Source organism: Enterococcus sp. LJL99 (assembly GCF_054871725.1).
Window position 1 is genome coordinate 1 of record NZ_JBTXLT010000020.1, and the last position, 20,988, is coordinate 20,988.

The following is a 20,988-nucleotide window of genomic DNA, read 5'->3' on the forward strand; positions in this document are numbered from 1 at the left end:
TTTATCTGTAATTCTTAGCATTTTTTTGATATCATTTGACATAGACATATCGTCCTCTCTGTTTGTTTTTTTGTGGTAAATTAATCATACATGAGAACGATATGTTTTTTTATACTTAAAATGAAAAATGGGGCTGAAGAATCATTTCTGATTCATCAGTCCCATAAATTATAGAGCCGTTTAATTAGAATAAAAGAGCGCAGCAATTTAAATTGCCACGCGTTCTTTTTTATTTTGTTCCGAATAAACGGTCTCCAGCATCCCCTAATCCAGGTACAATATAACCTAGATCATTTAGGTACTCATCTAGTGCAGCTGTGTAAATATCGATATCTGGATGTGCTTCCTGTAATGCTTTAACCCCTTCAGGCGCCGCTACAAGACAAACAAATTTAATATTACTACCGCCACGTTCTTTTAATGCATCAATCGCCATAATAGCTGAACCACCAGTTGCAAGCATTGGATCAACAACAAATAATTGACGAGCATCAATATCTTCAGGCATTTTTACAAAATACTCAACTGGTTCTAGTGTATCATGGTCACGATACAGACCAATATGACCAACTTTCGCAGCAGGAATCAATTCCAAAATACCATCTACCATTCCAATACCAGCACGTAGGATTGGAACAATTGCTACTTTTTTACCAGATAACGTTTTTTGAGTTGTTTCACAAATTGGTGTTTCGATTACAACATCCTCTAATGGCATATCACGTGATACCTCATAAGCCATAAGCATAGCAATTTCGTTAACTACTTCACGAAATACTTTTGTCCCGCAATCCTTGTCTCTAATGATTGTTAATTTGTGTTGAATCAATGGATGATCAATAACTTGAAATTTTCCCATAATCAGTCTCCTTCAAAAAATTTATTCTTTATCATTGTAAAACAAAAATGAGTGATTGACTAGTCAATCACTCAAAACTTTTATTTATAAAGCGGATATTTTTCAGTTAATTCCTTAACAGAAGCTTTTACTTCTGAAAGTGCGCCTTCATTGTCATTTTCTTTTAATGCTTTGACAATCAATTTAGCTACTTCTACAGCATCTTCTTCTTTAAATCCTCGTGTTGTAATCGCTGGTGTCCCAATTCGAATTCCACTTGTTTTAAATGGACTAAGTTGTTCAAATGGAATTGAATTTTTATTTACCGTAATATTTACCGTATCTAAAATTGCTTCCGCTTCTTTTCCATTTAACCCAAAACCAGTTACATCAATTAATAATAAATGATTATCCGTAGCACCACTAATCAAACGGGCTTCTGGCGCTTGATTGAAGACTTTTGTCATTGCTTTGGCATTTTCGATTACTTGTTCACTATATTCTTTAAACTCTGGTGCTAAAGCTTCTTTTAGTGCGACTGCTTTACCGGCAATCACATGCTCTAAAGGTCCTCCTTGAATACCAGGGAAAATATTGCTATTAATTTTTTTAGCTAATTCTTCATTATTCGTTAAAATTAAGCCACCACGAGGCCCACGTAATGTTTTATGAGTTGTCGTTGTTGTGATATCCGCATAAGGAACTGGATTTGGGTGTAATCCCGCAGCCACTAAACCAGCAATGTGAGCCATATCAACCATTAATTTCGCATCGATTTCATCAGCGATTTCACGGAATTTCTCGAAATCAATCGTTCTAGAATAAGCACTAGCTCCCGCTACAATCAATTTTGGTCTATGTTCTCGTGCTAAAATACGAACAACATTATAGTCAATCACTTCGGTCGAAGGATCTACACCATAACTTACAAAGTTATACGTTTTTCCACTAAAGTTAACAGGCGAACCATGAGTTAAATGGCCACCAGCAGATAAGTCCATCCCTAAGACTGTATCACCAGCTTCAATCAAAGAAAGGTAAGCAGCCGTATTTGCTTGTGAACCTGAGTGCGGCTGAACATTAGCATATTTAGCCCCAAATAATTCTTTTGCTCGATTAATTGCTAAATCTTCAACGATATCAACAAATTCGCACCCGCCATAGTAGCGTTTGCCTGGATATCCTTCAGCATATTTATTAGTCAAAATACTTCCTTGAGCCGCCATAACACCTTCAGAAACAACATTTTCTGAAGCAATCAACTCTAGGTTGTTCTCTTGACGATCTTTTTCTTTTGCAATTGCTTCCCATAAATCTGGATCAAACGTCTTATAATCCATGTAACAAATCCCTCATTTCATTCTTTTTTTAGATTGTATCACATAAAAATTGAAAAGAGGGAAAAAAGAGACTAAATTTCAAATATTTTTTGATTTGCCGCTTTTTTTAATCGATTCATGTACGCAACACCCAAATTTTCTTCAAAGAAAGCTGGCGCAAAAATCAAATCAATCGGCTCTTCGTCCAAAGAACGTAAACCAGCAAATAGTTCTTTCGTTGCCCTTTCAACTGTCTTATCTCCATATGAAAAAGAGGCAGCTATTTGCTCATTTAACTGATTTACTCGCCCATCATCTGCATACAAACCAATTTTTTTATTTTCTTTTGTTGCCCATTTGACTGCAGCTTGCCAATGTTGATCATCATCAGGAATAATCCAAACAGGAACATTTGGTGCATAATGTTTATACTTCATACCTGGAGCTTTTGGTTGCTCTTTTTCACTAGCAAGATGGGGATCGTACTTCACTTCATCAAGCAATTCTTCTAAATCCTTTTTCGTCACAGCACCAGGTCTTAAAATTACAGGAATACCATCACTAGAGGTTAAATCTAAAACCGTTGATTCCACTCCAATTTGGGTAGTTCCATCGTTTAAAATTCCAGCAATTTTCCCTTGCAGATCATGATAAACATGGTCTGCCGACGTTGGACTAGGTTTTCCAGAGGTATTTGCACTAGGTCCTACAATGGGGGCTCCTGCTTTTTTTATTAAAGTAATCGTCGCTTGATTATCAGGCGTTCTAAAGGCCACTGTTTTTAATCCTCCAGTGACTGTTTTTGAAAACGTGCCTTCTTTAACTGAAAAAATCAAAGTCAACGCACCTGGCCAAAAGTGCTTAATTAATTCTTGTGCTTGTTCAGACAGGTCATCGACATATTTTTTTAGCATTTCAACACCATCAACATGAACAATCAACGGATTATCACTAGGACGTCCTTTAACTTGGTAAACTTTTTTGACAGCTGTTTCATTCATCGCATCGGCGCCCAATCCGTAAACAGTCTCGGTTGGAAAGGCAACTAACTCCCCTTGTTTCAATAATTCTGCAGCTGTTTCGATTTCATTTGAGGAAAATATTTTTGTTTCCATAACTTAAACTCCTCTACTTACTTTGGCTTGCTTCATCCATTAATTTAACGATTACCATTCGTTCATTTCCTGATAAATCTTTTAAAACATTGATTGTCGCTTGCGGAAATTGTTCTGAAAAAATTTGCTTAACAGCCAATCCTTGTTGATACCCAATTTCTAAGTAAATCTTCCCCTGATCACTCAGTCTATTCTTGGCATCTTTCGCTAGTTGTTCATAAATTGCTAAGCCATTATTCTCAGCAAAAAGAGCTGTTTTAGGTTCAAAAGTTCGGACACTTTCATCCATTTGCTCCCATTCATTTTCACCGATATACGGCGGATTAGAAATCAGGATATCGATGGTTCCATCTACGATAGGTTGTAAGCCATTACCATGAATCAGCTGAATCTCAGCCTGCAGCTCCTCCGTATTCTTTTGGGCAACAACTAATGCTTCTTCAGAAATATCAATCGCTGTAACTCGCCAGTTTGGACGTGCTAGTTTTAAACTAATAGCGATTGCTCCTGTTCCCGTTCCCACATCAACAACCGTCAATTTTTGATTGGCATTCTCTTCTAAACACAAATCCACTAATTCTTCAGTCTCTGGTCTTGGAATCAATGTCGCTTCATTCACCAAAAAACGATGACCATAAAAATCAACAGATCCTAAAATATACTGGGGAGGATAATTCTCTACTAATCGTTGTAAATCCTCTTTTAATTGAATGTATTCGTTCGCAGGCATTTCGTTTTTCATTTGGAGTAACCAATCTGTTTTACTCCAACCCTTCCTTTCTAAAAAAACATAAAAAATACTATAACCTTCTTTTCCTTGTCCTTCTAAAAAAGAAGAAGCCCAATCAAGGACTTCAAAATAACGATTACCCATTTTGTAACTCTTCTAACTTAGAAGTTTGATCATATAAAACCAATGCATCAATTACCTCGTCTAATTTACCTGCTAAAATTTGATCTAATTTTTGAATCGTTAAACCAATTCGATGATCTGTTACACGATTTTGCGGGAAATTATACGTACGGATTCGCTCAGAACGATCACCTGTACCAATTGCAGATTTACGGTTAGCATCATATTCGCTTTGTGCTTCTTGTTGAATAATATCATAAACTCTAGCACGTAATACTTTCATCGCTTTATCACGATTTTTCAATTGAGAACGTTCATCTTGCATCGCCACAACAACACCCGTTGGAATATGGGTTAAACGAACAGCCGAAGCTGTCTTATTGACGTGCTGTCCACCCGCACCACTTGCGTGATAAATATCTGTCCGGATATCTTTATCTTCAATATCGATTTCTACTTCTTCTGCTTCAGGCATAACAACAACGGTTGCCGTTGAAGTGTGAATTCGTCCTTGAGATTCTGTTGATGGTACACGTTGGACACGATGAGCGCCACTTTCATATTTAAGCTTAGAGAAAACATTTTCTCCAGAAATCATCATAATTACTTCTTTGTATCCACCGATTCCTGTAACATTGGCTTCCAAAACCTCTGTTCGCCAGCCTTGCGCTTCAGCATAACGTTGGTACATTGAAAATAAATCGCCCGCAAATAAAGCAGCTTCGTCACCACCAGCAGCTCCACGGATTTCCATAATGATATTTTTATCATCATTTGGATCTTTAGGTAAAAGTAGGACCTTAATCCGTTCTTCTAATACTTCTTTTTCCTTTTTTAAATCAGATAATTCTTCTTTGGCCATTTCTGCCATATCAGCATCTAAATTCTCACCTAGTAGTTCTTCCGTTTCTTCGATACCTTCAACAACTTTTTTATAGCGGCGGTAGGCTTCAACGGTTTCTCGTGTACTAGCCTCTTCTTTTGATAATTGCATGAACCTTTTCGTATCACTAACAACTTCAGGATCACTTAATAGTTCGCCTAATTCTTCATATCGATCTTCAATCGACTGTAACTGATCATACATATGTTTAACTCCTTATCCGTTTAATTCTAACTTTTTTATAAAATAGTTCATTCTTGTTCAATTGGTGGATTAAAATAGTGTTTACGACAAACTGGATAATACGCTTCATTTCCGCCAATCTGAACCTGGTCTCCCTCATAAACAGGTTTCCCATTTATATAATGTAAATTCATCGTTGCTTTTTTATGACAAAACCAGCAAATCGTTTTTAACTCTTCCAACTTATCTGCATACAACAATAAATATTTTGATCCTTCGAACAATTCATTACGAAAATCATTTTTCAAACCAAAAGCCATCACTGGAATATCTAGCTCATCAACAACTCTGGCAAAATCTATCACATGGTGTTTACTCAAAAATTGCGATTCATCCACTAATACGCAATAAGGTTTTGCTGGTAAATCCTTAATGTATTGATAGACATCAGTCTCCTCAAAAATCGGTTTTGCTTCTCGACGTAAACCAATTCTACTAGAAACATTACCTACACCATCTCTTGTATCTAGTCCACTAGTCATAATAACAACTGGTTTGTTTTGTTCTTCGTAATTGTGAGCAACTTTTAAAATCTCAATTGTTTTCCCACTATTCATTGCGCCATATTTAAAAAATAATTGTGCCATTTAATTGTCTTCACCTTTCGTTTTGTCCCTCTCGTATTTTACTATATTTTTTCTAAAAAAGCAGTATTTTGAAAAAGGAATTTCTTAAAACACAGATTCTTTTGCAAAAAAACGCTAAATTCATTAAAAAATTATCTATTATAGACGCTTCTACGATAAAGTTTACGGCAAATAATCAATCTGGATTCTAGTTAAAAAAGTTGTTTTCTTGTTCTAAAACTAGTTTTATCTCCTTCAAAAGTAAAATTCGTTCGTATTTTACTTCGAAACTTTTCAATTTCTGCTATACTTAAGCTAACGAAATTCAGGAGGAATAGCATGAGACCGACACGCTTTTTATGGCTTGCTCAAAGAAGAGGTAGCCGTTTTGTTTCGAAAAATTTTTCATCCATTCAAATTATCGTATCTTATTACATAATCATGACCATTATTTCTTTTTTGCTGTTCTGTTTACCTTTTTTTAGAGAGCCAAATACGCATGTGCCATTTATTGACTTGCTCTTTATGGCAATCAGCACAGTAAGTGTCACAGGATTGACTACTTTCGATATTAACTCTATTTTTAATGATCGAGGAATTATTTTACTTGAGGTTCTGTTTCAAGTTGGTGGTTTAGGAATCATGATGATTTCGACCGCGTTTATCATTTTATCTAAACGCAGAATCACCTTAAAACAACGGCAATTAATTATGACAGATATGAATCAGCCTCGTCTAAGTGGGATTGTTCGTCTAATCCGAATTACCTTTTCTATTCTTTTATGGTTTCAATTCATTTTTGGTGCCTTTTTTTCCATTTATTTTTACTTCAGTGGTTACTATAAAACTTGGCCTAAAGCCATTTTCTTTGGCTTCTATCAAGCAATTTCAGCAGTAACAAACTCTGGCTTTGATGTAACAGGTGACTCTATCATTCCATTTGCTAACGACTATCTCTTCTTATTTACAATCATGTTTTTGATTTTCATCGGTGGAATCGGTTTTCCAGTGCTAATGGAAGTTCGTGAATGGCTATTTTTTAAAAGGAAGAAACATGGTCTGCCCTTTCGTTTTTCTTTATTTAGTAAACTTGCAATTCTCGCTTTCGTCATTTTATTTGTAGGCGGAACGCTTTTAATTTATTTACTAGAGAAAGATCACTTATTTCTTGGCGTTAACGAAACAAAACGCTGGGTTACTTCTATGTTCTATTCCATGTCGACAAGAAATGCAGGTTTACAAATTAATAATATAGGTGACTTTCAAATTACTACCTTGATGGTTTTCTCTGTTTTAATGTTTATTGGTTGTAGTCCAAGCTCTGTTGGTGGGGGGGTTCGAACTACGACTATCGCTATCATCGGACTATATCTGTACTCATTTTTAAAAAGCGAAGCAAAAATCAATGTTTTTGGTCGCAGAATCGATGAAGATGATGTAAAAAAATCTTTAGTTGTCTTTTTACTTTCGTTAATCATGTGTTTCTTTGCGGTCCTCTTTTTAACAGCTACAGAAGATCATCCACTGATTGCTATTATTGTTGAAGTCGCCTCCGCTTTTGGAACAACTGGTTTATCTTTAGGGATTACTGCTAGTTTGACGACAGGAGGGAAACTAATGATTGCCCTTTTAATGTTTATCGGACGAATCGGAATGCTTTATACTTTATTGCTTTTTATTCCAAAAGAAACAAGAGATATTGGTTATGAATTCCCTTCTGAAAAAATTATTATTGGTTAGAAAGTGTCTGAAATCCATAGCTGCAAATAGTTTCATCATTTAGCGGATACTCATTATCATTAAAAGATTGTGCCTAAAGTGGTTTTTACTTTTGTCCTCCTCATTTTCTGTATTCTCAGGTAAATTTCTGAAAAACTAGAACCTCACAATCGTTTTTTAGACATTTCCTGGATAGAAAACAACTTATTCCATTTATTCAACTAAAAAAAGAAACGAATCAATGAATTTTTTGATTACATTGATTCACTTCTTTTTTTCTTTTAAAAATAAATATTTAACATTATGTGTTTATTCGTTTTTTTTATTCGATTAACATCGTCAATTATCTAGTTTTTATCTAAGTTTTACGTTAAAATAAATTTATAGATAACTCATATAAAAATAAGTCAAACTTTAAGAAAAAAATAAATTTATGCAAATTAGCTATTAACTATACATATCTGACTTAGCTTTTTTTATTGTTACAAAAGAACAAAAAAATCAACTAGTTATCTATCTAATTTGAGTTGTACCTGAAAACTTTAGCCATACTTTTTTTATTTACTTTGGAACATCCTAAAGAGTACTAAAAATTCAAATTATTGCAGAGTGTTCAGATATAGCCTAGTTAAAAACAAAAAGTAAGGAGAAATAATAATGAGTAGAGGCAAGAAAATAGCGTTAGTAGTTGCTGGTATTTTATTAATACTTGTGATTGCTGTAGCTGGGGTTGGCGCCAAGATTTATTTTGATATTAAAGGAACTGCAGAGAAAACATATGAGCCAGTGGAAAGAAAACTTACTTCTCCTGCAAGAACAGAAAATAAAAGTGACCTAAACAATAAAGATCCATTTAGCGTTTTATTATTAGGAATTGATACGGGAGAATTCGATCGTGAAGATGTTGGACGTTCAGATACAATGATCCTTGCGACCGTGAATCCTAAAGAAGGTAAAACAACTTTAATCAGTTTACCACGCGATATCTATGCTGAAATCGTAGGGTACGGAACAAGCGATAAATGGAATCATGCTTATGCCTTTGGCGGTGCTGGTATGTCAATGGATACTGTACAAAAATTTCTTGATGTCCCAATTGATCACTATGTGTCTATTGATATGGGCGGATTTGAGAAATTAGTTGATGCAGTGGGCGGAGTAACAGTGGATAATACCATGGAATTTACCCAAGATAACCATACCTTTAAAGTAGGTAAATTAGACCTTAATGGCGAGGAAGCTCTTGCATACTCTCGTATGAGAAAAGAAGATCCTAGAGGAGATTTTGGTCGTCAAGAAAGACAACGACAGCTAATTGAAGCTATTTTGGATAAAGCACTTAGCGTTCAGGGAGTTACAAATTATTCAGTAATGTTAACAATTTTAGGTGACTCTTTAAACACAGATTTTACTTTTGGACAAATGAAAAAAATTGCTGCTGATTATAGAAATGCACTCACTAATATTGTGCCAGAACAATTAGCTGCTGAAAGCTTTATGCAAGACGAAATTTATTATCAACGCGTAACACCTGATGAATTACAACGTATTAGAACTGAAGTCAATACTCAGCTTGGTCTTTAAAAGCACCATCTGTCTAAATAATTAATACAAATAAACTAAAAAAGGAGCTCAGAAAATTAATTTTTCAGAGTTCCTTTTTCATTGAAGTATATATTTATTACTAAATCAACACATTCACAATTAAATACATTAGAAATAGAGCAGAAACAAACCACATCGGAAAAGAAAGTGTATTTTTCTTTCCTGCAATCCATTTTGTTAGAGGATACGCTACAAATCCAAAGGCCATTCCATCTGAAATATTCATCGTAAATGGAATTAAAACTATCATTAAAATAGCTGGGAAATAATCACTAAAATCGTCAAAATGTAGGTTCTTTATTTGCTCAATCATTAAGAAACCAGTAATAATAATCGCAGGAGCTAAAGCGGCATCTGGAATATAGGTAAGTAGTAGCAAAGCTAGTAATGCGATAAAAAAGCAAATCCCACTAGTTATTGAAGTAATTCCTGTATGTCCACCTTCCTCTATTCCCGTTGCACTCTCTGCTGCTGCAATCGTCGGGCTAGTCCCAAAAAGACCTGAAAGTAGTGTAATAAGCCCTGTCACCCGATAAGCTCGTAAGTATTTTTCTTCACTTGCATCTGGCATTAAACCTTTTAAAATTCCCATTGATTCAAAAATCAAAATCATAGATAAGGCAAAAACACCCATTAAAAAGTTTTTAGAGAAAAAAGCACTAAAATCTAATTTAAGAAAAACGTCAGAATAGTTAGCTAAACTTGCAAGTGAAAAATGTTCTGTTGGGTTCACTATTCCAAAAAGATTAGCAACAATCGTCACTACAACTATCCCAATAAAGAAACTTCCCTGAATTCCTTTTAAAAATAAAAAAACTGTTAAAATAAGCGCAAATAAAGTCAATAAAGTCATCTCGTTGTTTAATGGTGCTAATTGCGTAAAGGTATGCTCTCCTCGTAAAATCAAATGACCTTTTTCTAAACCAATCAATACTAAGAAAAAACCAATTCCAACCGTGATACCAATTTTTAGCGTTTCAGGAACCACTTCTGCGAATAATTTACTTAATTTTGTATACGCAACGACCAAGTATACGACTCCCGCACAAAAACTTACTGCTAATGCTTGTTGCCACGTTAAACCTAAAGATAAAACTAATGTATACGTGAAAAAAGAATTAACACCCATTCCTGTGGTTAAAACAATAGGCGCATCTGCAATCATTCCCATCAAAATAGAGCCGATAATTGAAATAAAAATCGTTCCAAAGATTGTCAATTCCTTTGGCATTCCCGCTTCAGCTAAAATTACTGTATTTACCATGATAATGTATGAAATAGCAAAAAAAGACGTTGTTCCCGCTAATAATTCTTTTTTAATACTATCCTTACTCATTTTTTTCCAATGAAACATATTACTCCTCCTATTTTTTTAAAATAAGGGTGACACAAACGTAAAAAATCACCTATTTCAACTTTAGCGTTTACTTCAAGCGTATCAATTAGTAAGAATCAAAACATTATATAGACAATTTATAAATGAAATAGGTTGTTATCACACACTAGCTATACAGTTCTCAAAACTTTCTGCTTTTACCTCGACCTCTTATTTTAAAAATTTATCGCACCGTTAGAATAACACATTGGAAGCGTTTTTTGAAATTTCTGATAAACTTTTTATTTTTTTCCTACTAAAAAATAATGAGACTGTAAAAACGAAAAATCGTTTTTCAGTCTCATTATAAAAAGGAACGATTTATTTATCTTTATTGACTAAGTTACTGTAATTTTGCGAACGCTCCTCAGCATCTAATTTTGTTTTTGTTAAAAGTGTGTCAACTAGCTCTTGATCTTCTTTGATTGTATGCAATGCAGAAAAACGTGTTTGTTTCTCTAAGAAATCTCGAATCTTTGAATAGTCCGCTTTTTTATAATCAATGACCATTGGATCTTTTCCTTTTTCAATAAGTAATGGATTATAGCGGTAAAGTTGCCAGTAACCAGATGTGACTGCTTCTTTTGCTAATGCTAATGTTTCACTCATTCCGCCTTTGACTCCGTGATTGATACATGGTGCATAGGCAATAATAATCGATGGTCCTAGATAGCGTTCAGCTTCATCGATTGCTTTAATCGTTTGCATTGAGTTAGCTCCTAAAGCAATTTGAGCTACATACACGTTGCCGTAGGTCATCGCAATCATTCCTAAATCTTTTTTAGATGTTTGTTTTCCACCTGCAGAGAATTTAGCAATGGCTGAAGCTGGTGTTGCTTTTGACGTTTGTCCGCCAGTATTCGCATAGACTTCATTATCCATAACAAAAATATTCACATCTGCCCCACTTGCTAAAACATGATCGATTCCGCTGAAACCAATATCATAAGCCCAACCGTCTCCACCAATAATCCATTGGCTCGTTTTCACAAACAAATCATTTTGCTGATAAATCTTTGCTAACAGTGGATTTACAGTTTCCTCTTCACTTAATGCTGCACTTAATTTAGCTGCACGTTGTTGCGTTCCTTCACCTTCTTGATAGTGTTCCAACCAGTCTGCCATTAATGCTTGAAGTGACTCTGAACCTAATTTTTTATCAAGTGCCTCTGTTATTTGACTGGCTAAAGCTGCTCGTTTGGTTTTATTGGCTACATACATGCCGTAGCCATATTCTGCATTATCTTCAAACAACGAATTACTCCAAGCAGGTCCTTGTCCCTCTTCGTTCGTTGTATATGGCGTAACTGGAGATGAGCCCCCCCAAATGGATGAACAACCTGTTGCATTTGCCATCATCATACGGTCACCAAATAGCTGTGTAATTAATTTGATATAGGGCGTTTCACCACAACCTTCGCAAGCACCTGAAAATTCCATTAATGGTTGGTTAAATTGAGAACCTTTTACCGACAATTTTTTAACAGGATTCGCTTTTTGTTTTAAAGTCATTGCAAATGCCCAGTTCATTGCTTGTTCCTTCTGCTCTTCATAAGGTTTCATTATCAATGCTTTTTCTTTCGCTGGACAAGCTTTCACACATAGACCACAACCCGTACAATCTTCTAAAGAGACTTGGATTCGGTACAGTAAACCATCTGCGCCACGCATTTCTCTCGCAACAAAGCCAGACGGAGCAGCTTCCATTTCAGTTTCATCAGCCAAAAATGGTCGAATAGCCGCATGTGGACAAACAAACGCACATTCATTACACATCGTACAATGATCCATTTGCCATTCAGGGACTTCTAATGCCACACCACGCTTTTCATAAGCAGTCGTCCCCATCGGAATTTCACCTGTCTTCATTCCATTTTCAATTAAATCGCCCACAGTAAGGTCATTTCCCTCTTGACGATTCATCGGTTGAAGAATTTCAGTTACAAATTTTGGTAAATCAGTATTTTTCTGATCGATTTCGATGGTCAATTCCTTCCACTCATTTGGAACCTCAACTTTTTGTAATGAAGCAAACGTACCATCAATCGCTTTAAGATTGCGTTCAACGATTTCCAGCGATTTTTTCCCGTATGCTTTTTGAACTTCTGCTTTCAGTAAAGGTAAGTATTCTTCACGTGTCATTAAATTTGTTACTTCAAAAAAAGCAGCCGACATTACAGTATTGATTCGACGTCCCAAACCAGCTTCACGAGCTAGTTCTACCGCATTGATAATGTAAAATTGAATCTCATTTTCAGCAATATATTTTTTCAATTTTGCTGGTAATAAACGATTGACTTTTTCTTCATCCCAAATCGTATTAAGTAAGAACGTACCACCTTTTTTTAATCCTTTTAATAAATCATAATTATGGATGTAAGATGCATTATGACAAGCAATGTAATCTGCTTGTTCCACTAAATACGTTGAAGTAATTGGTTCTTCACCAAAACGTAAATGAGAAACGGTCAAACCACCTGATTTTTTAGAATCATAACTGAAATAGGCTTGCGCATATAAATCAGTATTATCCCCAATGATTTTAATTGCTTGTTTGTTCGCTCCAACTGTTCCATCTGAACCAAAGCCCCAAAATTTTGCTTGGAAAGTTGAATTAGGTGTTAAATCCAGTAATTCCTGTTGTGGTAACGAACGATAGGTCACATCATCAATAATTCCGATTGTAAACCGTTGTTTTAAGTCCGCTACTGGTAATAATAAATGATCATAAACGGCTTTAATCTGATTTGGTGTGACATCTTTTGAGCCTAAACCATAGCGACCTCCAATCACAATTGGACGATTTTCATGCTGATACAAGGCACTTTGAACATCTAATAGTAAAGGCTCACCATCTGATCCAGCTTCTTTCGTACGATCTAAAACAGCGATTTTTTCCACAGTTTTAGGTAATTTCGCTAATAAATTATCTGTCGGGAATGGGCGATATAAATGAATATTGATTACGCCAACTTTTCTTCCTTGTTGATTCAAATAGTCCACTGTTTGTTTTACCACTGGAGCAGCAGAACCCATTAAAACAATCACTTCAGTCGCATCTTCGACACCATAATAATCAGTTAAATCATAAGACGTTCCACGTAGCGCATTGATTTGATTCATATATTTTTTCACAATCAATGGGATGGCTTCGTAATTGGTATTAACGGTTTCTCTTTGTTGAAAATGAATATCAGGATTCTGAGCCGTTCCCGAAACGGTTGGATGATTTGGATTCATTCCTCTACGTTTAAATTGATCAACTGCTTTTTGGTCCAACATTTGTTTCAAGTCATCATACTCAATGACCTCAACCTTTTGTAATTCATGACTCGTTCGAAAGCCGTCAAAAAAATTAACAAATGGCAAACTTCCTTCAAGACTTGCCAAATGAGCAACTGCTGATAAATCCATCACTTCTTGAACACTTGACTCAGCTAACATACAAAAACCAGTTTGACGAGCGGCCATGACATCGCCATGATCTCCAAAGATACTCAAAGCACTCGTCGTAATTGCTCTAGCCGCAACATGAAAAACAGTCGGCAAAAGTTCTCCCGCTATTTTATACATATTAGGAATCATCAATAATAACCCTTGCGAAGCAGTATAAGTCGTTGTTAAGGCTCCTGTTTTTAACGAACCATGTACAACACCCGCTGCGCCAGCTTCAGATTGCATTTCAACAACTTGAACTTCTTGACCAAAGATATTTTTTAAACCATTTTCAGCCCATTCATCCACCAATTCCGCCATTGTTGAACTCGGTGTGATTGGATAAATCGCTGCAACTTCAGTAAACGCATAAGAAATATACGCCGCTGCTGTATTTCCATCCATTGTCTTCATTTTTTTCATTTCATTCACCCTTTATCCTCAAACTTTTGCTAAGACTGACTGATCTGCTTTTTCTCGGACATATTTATCAATTTCGACTGCGGCAACTTTTCCAGCGCCCATCGCCAAAATAACTGTTGCGGCACCTGTAACAATATCTCCACCAGCAAAAACACCTGGAATCGATGTTTTCCCAGTTTCCACATCTGCATCAATATAGCCCCATTTATTCAAATTAAGTTCTGGGAAAGTAGCTAACAACACTTTATTAGAGCCTTGACCGATTGCTTCAATTACCGTATCAGCTTCGATTACAAATTCACTATCTTTAACAGGCACTGGACGACGTCTACCCGATTCATCTGGTTCGCCAAGCTCCATTTCAATACATTTCACACCAGCTAAATTCCCCGTACCACCATCTAAATATTCAATTGGATTGGTTAACCAATAATAATTGATGTCTTCTTCCACGGAATGATGATATTCCTCGATTCGAGCAGGTAATTCTTCTAATGAACGACGATAGACAATACTGACATTTTCAGCACCTAATCTTTTAGCAGAACGAGCAGCATCCATCGCCACGTTCCCTCCACCAATTACGACCACATTTTTAGATTGTTTGATGGGTGTATCATAAGTTGGAAACTCATAGCTATGCATTAAATTGATTCGTGTCAAATATTCACTAGAAGAATAAACACCGTTTAATGATGTTCCAGGAATGCCCATAAAATTAGGGGCTCCAGCTCCAACAGATATATAACAAGCATCAAAATCGGCTAAAATTTCATCCATTGTAATAGTTTTACCCACAACAATATTCGTCTCAATTTTCACACCTAAGGCTTCGATACTAGCGATTTCTTTTTTCACGATTCTTTTTGGTAATCTAAATTCTGGAATCCCATAAGTTAATACACCGCCAGAATCATGCAGGGCTTCATATACAACAACTTCATAATTCATTTTGGCTAAATCACCTGCCACGGTTAAACCAGATGGACCTGAACCGATTACTGCGACACGACCAATTTTCGGTTGATCATTTTCAGAAAGCTTTGAAAAATCTTGATTTTCTAATGCCCAATCTGCTACCAGACGTTCCAATTTACCGATGGCTACAGGCTCAAAATTTTTCGCTTGACCTAATTTACAAACTTGCTCACATTGTTTTTCTTGAGGACAAACCCGACCACAAATTGCTGGTAAATTCGTATATTTTCCTAAAACATCTGCAGCCTCTTGCATATTTTCTTCTTTAATAGCTTGAATAAAACCTGGAATATTAATCATTACCGGACAACTAGCAATGCAAGGCGCATTTTTACATTGTAAACAACGAGCAGCCTCTGCTTGACCTTCTTCAAGTGTGTAACCTAAACAAACTTCATCAAAATTTGTTTTACGTTCAGCTGGACTTTGTTCAGTAATCGGCGTTTTTTCTCTACTTCTTCTAGCCATGTTGATTCACCTGCACTTTTTGATAATCTGATAAACTTAGCTCTTCTTCCGTTTTATATTGACTCATTCGACTAATAAACTCATCCCAATTGACTTCGGTTCCCAGAAATTCAGGTCCATCAACACAAGCAAACTTGATACTATCAGCGACAGTCACACGACAACCGCCACACATACCAGTTCCGTCAATCATAATTGGATTTAAAGATACATAAACCGGTATCTCATAGTTAGAAGCAGTCAACGTACAAAACTTCATCATCATACTAGGTCCAATTGCCCAGCAATAATCGATTTTCTCGCTAGCAATTACTTGTTCCATCGCTTCGGTCACTAATCCTTTTTGTCCCAGAGAGCCGTCATCCGTCGTAATAATCAATTCGTCAGAATATTCTTGACATTCTTTTTGAAGAATCACTAAATCAGCTGTTTTTGCCCCTAAAATAGTAATTACACGATTTCCTGCTTTTTTTAATCCCTTAACGATTGGTAAAATGGCTGCTATTCCGACTCCACCACCAACAATCATCACAGTCCCATAGTTTTCGATTTCAGTTGGCATTCCTAGAGGACCCGTTAAATCTAAAATAGCATCGCCAGTCTTCAGCAGCGAAAGTTCAGCTGTTGTTTTCCCAATTACTTGAAAAACAAGTCGAATCGTACCTGCTTCAGGGTCAACATCTGCAATGGTCAATGGAATTCGTTCACCAATTTCATTGATTCGCAAAATGACAAATTGTCCTGGCTGGGCTTTAGCTGCGATTCGAGGTGCATCGATAAAAAAATCAAATTCATTTTCAGACAATTGATTACTTTTAGTTATCTTGTACATAAATTGAATCACCTAGTAAGAGAGAGACAAAAATGATTTATCCATTCAATAGGCTAAAATCGAAAAATCCCTATCCAATAGTCACTACTAAATTTCTCTTTCATGTTTACTTTTGCCTGCTCTCTTTTCCTTCCTTATATTATTTGTCCCGTTTCTGTTCTATATATTTGCAGTTAAATCTTTTACAAATTTTTTCAAAGCCTCTACATCATCATCTTCGGCATTATTTTCAATTTCAACTGTTTCTACAACTTTTTTTGCGCCAGTTTTTTCTAAAACCGCTACAAAGTCATGTGCTGATTTACAGAAAAACTCACCATAATCACGATCCCCTGAACCAACCACACCAAAGACTTTTCCCGCAAAGTCTTTTTCTTCTAATTCATCAAAAAAATCTTCAAATTCAAAAGGAAGATCGCCTTCGCCATATGTGTATGTCGCAATTACGCATGCATCTGCATCATCAAAAAAATCAACATCCACTTCAGAACATTCTTCTCTTTCTACTTCAACGCCAGCTGCTTGAAATTCACTTTCTAAAATCTCAGAAATTTCCTCTGTATTTCCTGTCATACTTGCATAAACTATTTTTACTAATGCCATCATTACCCATCCTTTCATTTTTTGAAAAATATTTTAAAGTACAAAAAGTCTAATTGGAATCTCTACCATTTCTTCTTATACTAAAAATAACTGATTTACTTTTAAGTTTAAAAAATGTGATTAATTTCACATATTAAATTTCAAAATTTCTTAGACTTAAAAATTTTTATTTATACTATACCATATCTCTAACCGTCAAAACAATATTTTCCAGTAAGCAAAAATATTTTCAAGTCTTTATTTTTCATAGATTTATCAATGATTTCACCAACGTTCTAAAATATTTTTTGTCATAGAAACAGAAAAAATAACAATCGATCAATTCAAATAACAAACCAATTTACTATAAATATATTTTTTATTATCAAATTATTTCAAGTGAAAGACTAAACAATTTATAGCAGAATACTAGTCTATTGAATTGATAAAGTAAATTTGTTTGCTAGATAGATTACTATTTTTACTCATTAACTCAAATGATTGACAGTCTATAATTCTTTATCATTTACTTTCTTTAGTAAATGAACTAACCCTTTTTTTCTCTACAAATCAAAAATCAATACGTTCATTCTGTTATCTTATTTTTTAATAAAAAACAAGCAACTCAAAATAATATGGTTCAACTACTGCCAAATAAAGAAATTTGCAAAAATAATCGATTAAAATGAATGACATTTTCCGTTCTATTTTTAGTTAAGCTATAAAATACACTAAGAATAAGGAAAAGGAATTAATTTTTTTTTTCAATTATGGTATGATAGGTTGAGTTTATCGTTCTTTATTAAACGATTTTTTACAAAATGGGAGGGTAACAAATGGGTTTTAGAAGTCAACTAGCCATTGCAGCTGGAAAATCTTCTCAATGGATACTACAAACATTCTTCAAAGGTGGCAGCAGCTATCCTGGTAAATTAGCATTAAAAATCGATCCAAAAATTTTAGATACTTTAGCAAAAGACTATGAAATCGTAGTTGTTACAGGAACAAATGGTAAAACCTTAACAACTGCGTTAACTGTAAATATTTTAAAACAAGAATTTGATCACGTTTTGACTAATCCAACAGGTGCCAACATGGAACAAGGAATTGTTTCTACCTTTTTATCAGCGAAAACGAAAAAAAATCAAAAGAAATTTGCTGTTTTAGAAATAGACGAAGCCAGTTTAAGCCGAGTTACTAAATATGTAAAACCACAATTATTCTTATTTACCAATATTTTTCGAGATCAAATGGATCGCTATGGTGAAATCTATACAACCTATCGCTTAATCGTTGAAGGAGCAGCACAATCACCTACTGCTCCAATTCTTTGTAATGGGGATTCGCCAATCTTTAATTCATTAGAAACTATAAATCCTAGAAAATATTACGGTTTTGATCATTTAGAAGATCAAGAGCAAATGGCGCATTACAATACAGATGGCGTTCTTTGTCCAAAATGTCATCATATTCTACACTATAAAATGATTACTTACGCAAACTTAGGGAAATATTACTGTCCTAATTGTGGATTCCATCGTCCTGAATTAGACGTGAAATTAACGAAAATGATTCAAATGGATAATACTTCTGCAGATTTTGTAATTGATGGCTCTGAATATGGCATCGAAGTGGGTGGTATGTATAATGTCTATAATGCCCTTGCAGCAACAGCTGTCGCTGAACATTACGGTGTGCATCCCAAAAAAATCAAAGCTGGCTTAGGTTACGATGAAAAAGTTTTTGGGCGTCAAGAAACAATAAAAATCGGTAACAAAGAATGCACGCTTGTTCTAGTCAAAAATCCAGTAGGACTTAACCAAGTTATTGATATGATGGCTTTGGCTCCTTACTCCTTTTCGCTTGTCTCTCTATTAAATGCCAATTATGCTGATGGAATCGATGTGAGTTGGATTTGGGATGGCGATCACGAAGCCTTTGCTGCCATGAATATTCCTAAAGTCATCGCAGGAGGCGATCGTCATCAAGATATGGCCTTACGACTAAAAGTTGCCGGTATTCCTGAAGAAAATTTATCTGAAATTGCTGATTTGGATCAAGTAGTCGAAGCAATCAAAGATTTGCCCACTGATCATGTATACATTCTAGCTACCTATACAGCCGTTTTACAACTACGTAAATCATTAGCTACGAAAGGATATATTCAAGGAGGAATGAATGGTGCCTAAAGAACTTAAGGTTTGTCATTTATACGGAAATTTATTAAATACTTACGGTGACAATGGAAATCTATTGATTTTGAAATATCTTGCTGAAAAAATGGATATTGACTTCCATTCAGAAATCGTCAGTATTCACGAAGAATTTGATCCAAAAAAATATGATTTGGTCTTTTTTGGCGGCGGACAAGATTTCGAGCAAGTAATTGTTTCCGAAGATATTCAAACTAAAAAAGAACCCTTGACTGAATATATTGAAAATGATGGTGTTTTTTTAGCTATCTGTGGCGGCTTTCAACTTTTAGGTCATTATTATACAGGCGCTAAAGGTGAGAAAATTAAAGGAATCAGTGCTTTGGATCATTATACACTTAGTCAAAAAAACAATCGCTATATCGGTGATATCGTTATTCATAATGAAGAATTTGATGAAACATACTATGGGTTTGAAAATCATAATGGTCGGACTTTCTTGGGTGATGGAGAACGTCCACTTGGCAAAGTAATCCAAGGACAAGGAAATAATGCTGAAGATGGCACGGAAGGTGTACAGTATAGAAATGTTTTCGGTTCTTATTTTCATGGACCGATTTTGGCAAGAAATCAAAACTTAGGTTTACGATTAATCAAAACAGCCATGGAAAAAAAATACCAAGAACCTTTTGAATTTCCTGTTGACCTGCAAACGAATTAACTATTTGAGCAACAGTAACTCCTACAGAAATAAGGGAAAAAACCGAAGAATGAAATGATTCAACGAGGTACTTTAACTTTTTGTTTCTTTTTTTCCAAACTTACAATAAAAAAATCCACCCTTACATCAAATAGTATAAATGATGAAAGGGAAGATTTTTTTTTAGTAATCTCAATATCAGTATGTTTTTCTTTACTGTTTATTCTTTTTGTTTCACCATTGCGATGTTACTATCTGGTAAAAATAGCGCAGGATTCACAGCCACAATGATTGATAAAGCAACTGCTGTAACGCTTGCCGTCGCGATTGCTGTCAAACCATTCATTACAAAAGAAAAAAGTACCGGACTCATTCCCCATAAAGCAAAGCTCCCCCAAAAAATGACACCAGCTACAAAGTGCCAAAAATAACGAGTAACTGCCCCTAAAAATGAAGCGTAAAAAATAATACGGATTGATTTTCCTTTTTCTTTTCCAATAATCGCTTCTTTCAATTTCTTACTATACATTCCTGCAAAGCCTGCAAAACCAAAGGCTAACACATACTCAATCACAACTTGTAGTGGGGTTAAATAGTACACTTGCGAAAGTGGAAAATGCATCAAGCCCCAAATAAACGCTGAATAAAAACCTGCTTTTGCACCTCTTCTTAAAGCAAATAACGTGATTGGGATCATACCCAATGAAATCGAAAAACTACTGCCAATTGTGGTTGGAATCAATGAAAGTGCCATCGCCATGGCGGCAATCACAGTCCCTTCAATCCAAACTTTTAATTCTGATCTTCTTTCCATAAAAAAAACTCCTCCTTTAGAACGACCAAGTCACAAAGGAGGAGTAAATTATCTATTTTACTCCATCACAATTCCTACACTCGTACT

At 35.3% G+C, this 20,988-nt stretch carries 16 protein-coding genes; 4 read left to right on the plus strand and 12 right to left on the minus strand.

Going from position 1 to position 20,988, the window contains the following annotated elements; all coding sequences use genetic code 11:
• Positions 1-229 precede the first annotated feature (229 nt).
• From upp to ACYSNW_RS17505, 6 genes are all read right to left on the minus strand, one after another.
• Positions 230-859 (minus strand): uracil phosphoribosyltransferase, encoded by a 630-nt coding sequence (upp, locus tag ACYSNW_RS17480; RefSeq protein ID WP_461746709.1) that lies wholly within the window; start codon positions 857-859, stop codon positions 230-232.
• Positions 860-939: 80 nt separating this feature from the next.
• On the minus strand, positions 940-2,178 hold the full coding sequence (gene glyA / locus ACYSNW_RS17485; protein ID WP_461746711.1) for a serine hydroxymethyltransferase: 1,239 nt from the start codon (positions 2,176-2,178) through the stop codon (positions 940-942).
• 71 nt (positions 2,179-2,249) lie between these two features.
• On the minus strand, positions 2,250-3,272 hold the full coding sequence (locus tag ACYSNW_RS17490) for an L-threonylcarbamoyladenylate synthase (RefSeq protein ID WP_461746713.1): 1,023 nt from the start codon (positions 3,270-3,272) through the stop codon (positions 2,250-2,252).
• A gap of 13 nt (positions 3,273-3,285) precedes the next feature.
• A complete protein-coding gene (prmC, locus tag ACYSNW_RS17495; protein WP_461746715.1) occupies positions 3,286-4,146 on the minus strand; it encodes a peptide chain release factor N(5)-glutamine methyltransferase in 861 nt (286 codons plus the stop codon).
• Complete coding sequence (gene prfA, locus ACYSNW_RS17500) at positions 4,139-5,212, minus strand: peptide chain release factor 1 (RefSeq protein WP_461746717.1); 1,074 nt, start codon at positions 5,210-5,212, stop codon at positions 4,139-4,141. Before prfA ends, prmC begins: the two co-directional genes overlap by 8 nt.
• Before the next feature lie 47 nt (positions 5,213-5,259).
• On the minus strand, positions 5,260-5,838 hold the full coding sequence (locus ACYSNW_RS17505; protein ID WP_461746719.1) for a thymidine kinase: 579 nt from the start codon (positions 5,836-5,838) through the stop codon (positions 5,260-5,262).
• 318 nt (positions 5,839-6,156) lie between these two features.
• Here ACYSNW_RS17505 and ACYSNW_RS17510 point away from each other — a divergent pair, with 318 nt between their 5' ends.
• Positions 6,157-7,557 carry a TrkH family potassium uptake protein gene (locus ACYSNW_RS17510; RefSeq protein WP_461746721.1) on the plus strand — a complete coding sequence of 467 codons (1,401 nt, stop codon included), beginning with the start codon at positions 6,157-6,159 and terminating at the stop codon, positions 7,555-7,557.
• A 636-nt stretch (positions 7,558-8,193) separates the two neighbouring features.
• Positions 8,194-9,120 carry an LCP family glycopolymer transferase gene (locus ACYSNW_RS17515; RefSeq protein WP_461746723.1) on the plus strand — a complete coding sequence of 309 codons (927 nt, stop codon included), beginning with the start codon at positions 8,194-8,196 and terminating at the stop codon, positions 9,118-9,120.
• Between the two features lie 100 nt (positions 9,121-9,220).
• On the opposite strand, the gene ACYSNW_RS17520 is transcribed toward ACYSNW_RS17515, so the two are convergent.
• The 5 genes from ACYSNW_RS17520 to ACYSNW_RS17540 all read right to left on the minus strand — a co-directional run bounded on the left by ACYSNW_RS17520 (position 9,221) and on the right by ACYSNW_RS17540 (position 17,255).
• A complete protein-coding gene (locus ACYSNW_RS17520; protein WP_461746725.1) occupies positions 9,221-10,495 on the minus strand; it encodes an NCS2 family permease in 1,275 nt (424 codons plus the stop codon).
• 342 nt (positions 10,496-10,837) lie between these two features.
• Entirely contained in the window at positions 10,838-14,374 is a 3,537-nt protein-coding gene (nifJ, locus tag ACYSNW_RS17525) for a pyruvate:ferredoxin (flavodoxin) oxidoreductase (protein ID WP_461746727.1), read from the minus strand.
• Between the two features lie 18 nt (positions 14,375-14,392).
• Positions 14,393-15,820, minus strand: a complete 1,428-nt coding sequence (gene gltA, locus ACYSNW_RS17530; protein WP_461746729.1) for an NADPH-dependent glutamate synthase — start codon at positions 15,818-15,820, stop codon at positions 14,393-14,395.
• The gene (locus ACYSNW_RS17535; RefSeq protein ID WP_461746731.1) at positions 15,813-16,652 is read right to left on the minus strand and encodes a sulfide/dihydroorotate dehydrogenase-like FAD/NAD-binding protein; all 840 of its coding nucleotides are present in this window, start codon (positions 16,650-16,652) and stop codon (positions 15,813-15,815) included. Before ACYSNW_RS17535 ends, gltA begins: the two co-directional genes overlap by 8 nt.
• A gap of 159 nt (positions 16,653-16,811) precedes the next feature.
• Entirely contained in the window at positions 16,812-17,255 is a 444-nt protein-coding gene (locus ACYSNW_RS17540; protein WP_461746733.1) for a flavodoxin, read from the minus strand.
• An 815-nt stretch (positions 17,256-18,070) separates the two neighbouring features.
• On the opposite strand from ACYSNW_RS17540, the gene ACYSNW_RS17545 reads away from it, so the two are divergent.
• Entirely contained in the window at positions 18,071-19,423 is a 1,353-nt protein-coding gene (locus ACYSNW_RS17545) for a MurT ligase domain-containing protein (RefSeq protein ID WP_461746735.1), read from the plus strand.
• Complete coding sequence (locus tag ACYSNW_RS17550; RefSeq protein ID WP_461746736.1) at positions 19,413-20,108, plus strand: type 1 glutamine amidotransferase; 696 nt, start codon at positions 19,413-19,415, stop codon at positions 20,106-20,108. Before ACYSNW_RS17545 ends, ACYSNW_RS17550 begins: the two co-directional genes overlap by 11 nt.
• 199 nt (positions 20,109-20,307) lie before the next feature.
• On the opposite strand, the gene thiT is transcribed toward ACYSNW_RS17550, so the two are convergent.
• Positions 20,308-20,901 carry an energy-coupled thiamine transporter ThiT gene (thiT, locus tag ACYSNW_RS17555; RefSeq protein WP_461746738.1) on the minus strand — a complete coding sequence of 198 codons (594 nt, stop codon included), beginning with the start codon at positions 20,899-20,901 and terminating at the stop codon, positions 20,308-20,310.
• Positions 20,902-20,988: the final 87 nt, after the last annotated feature.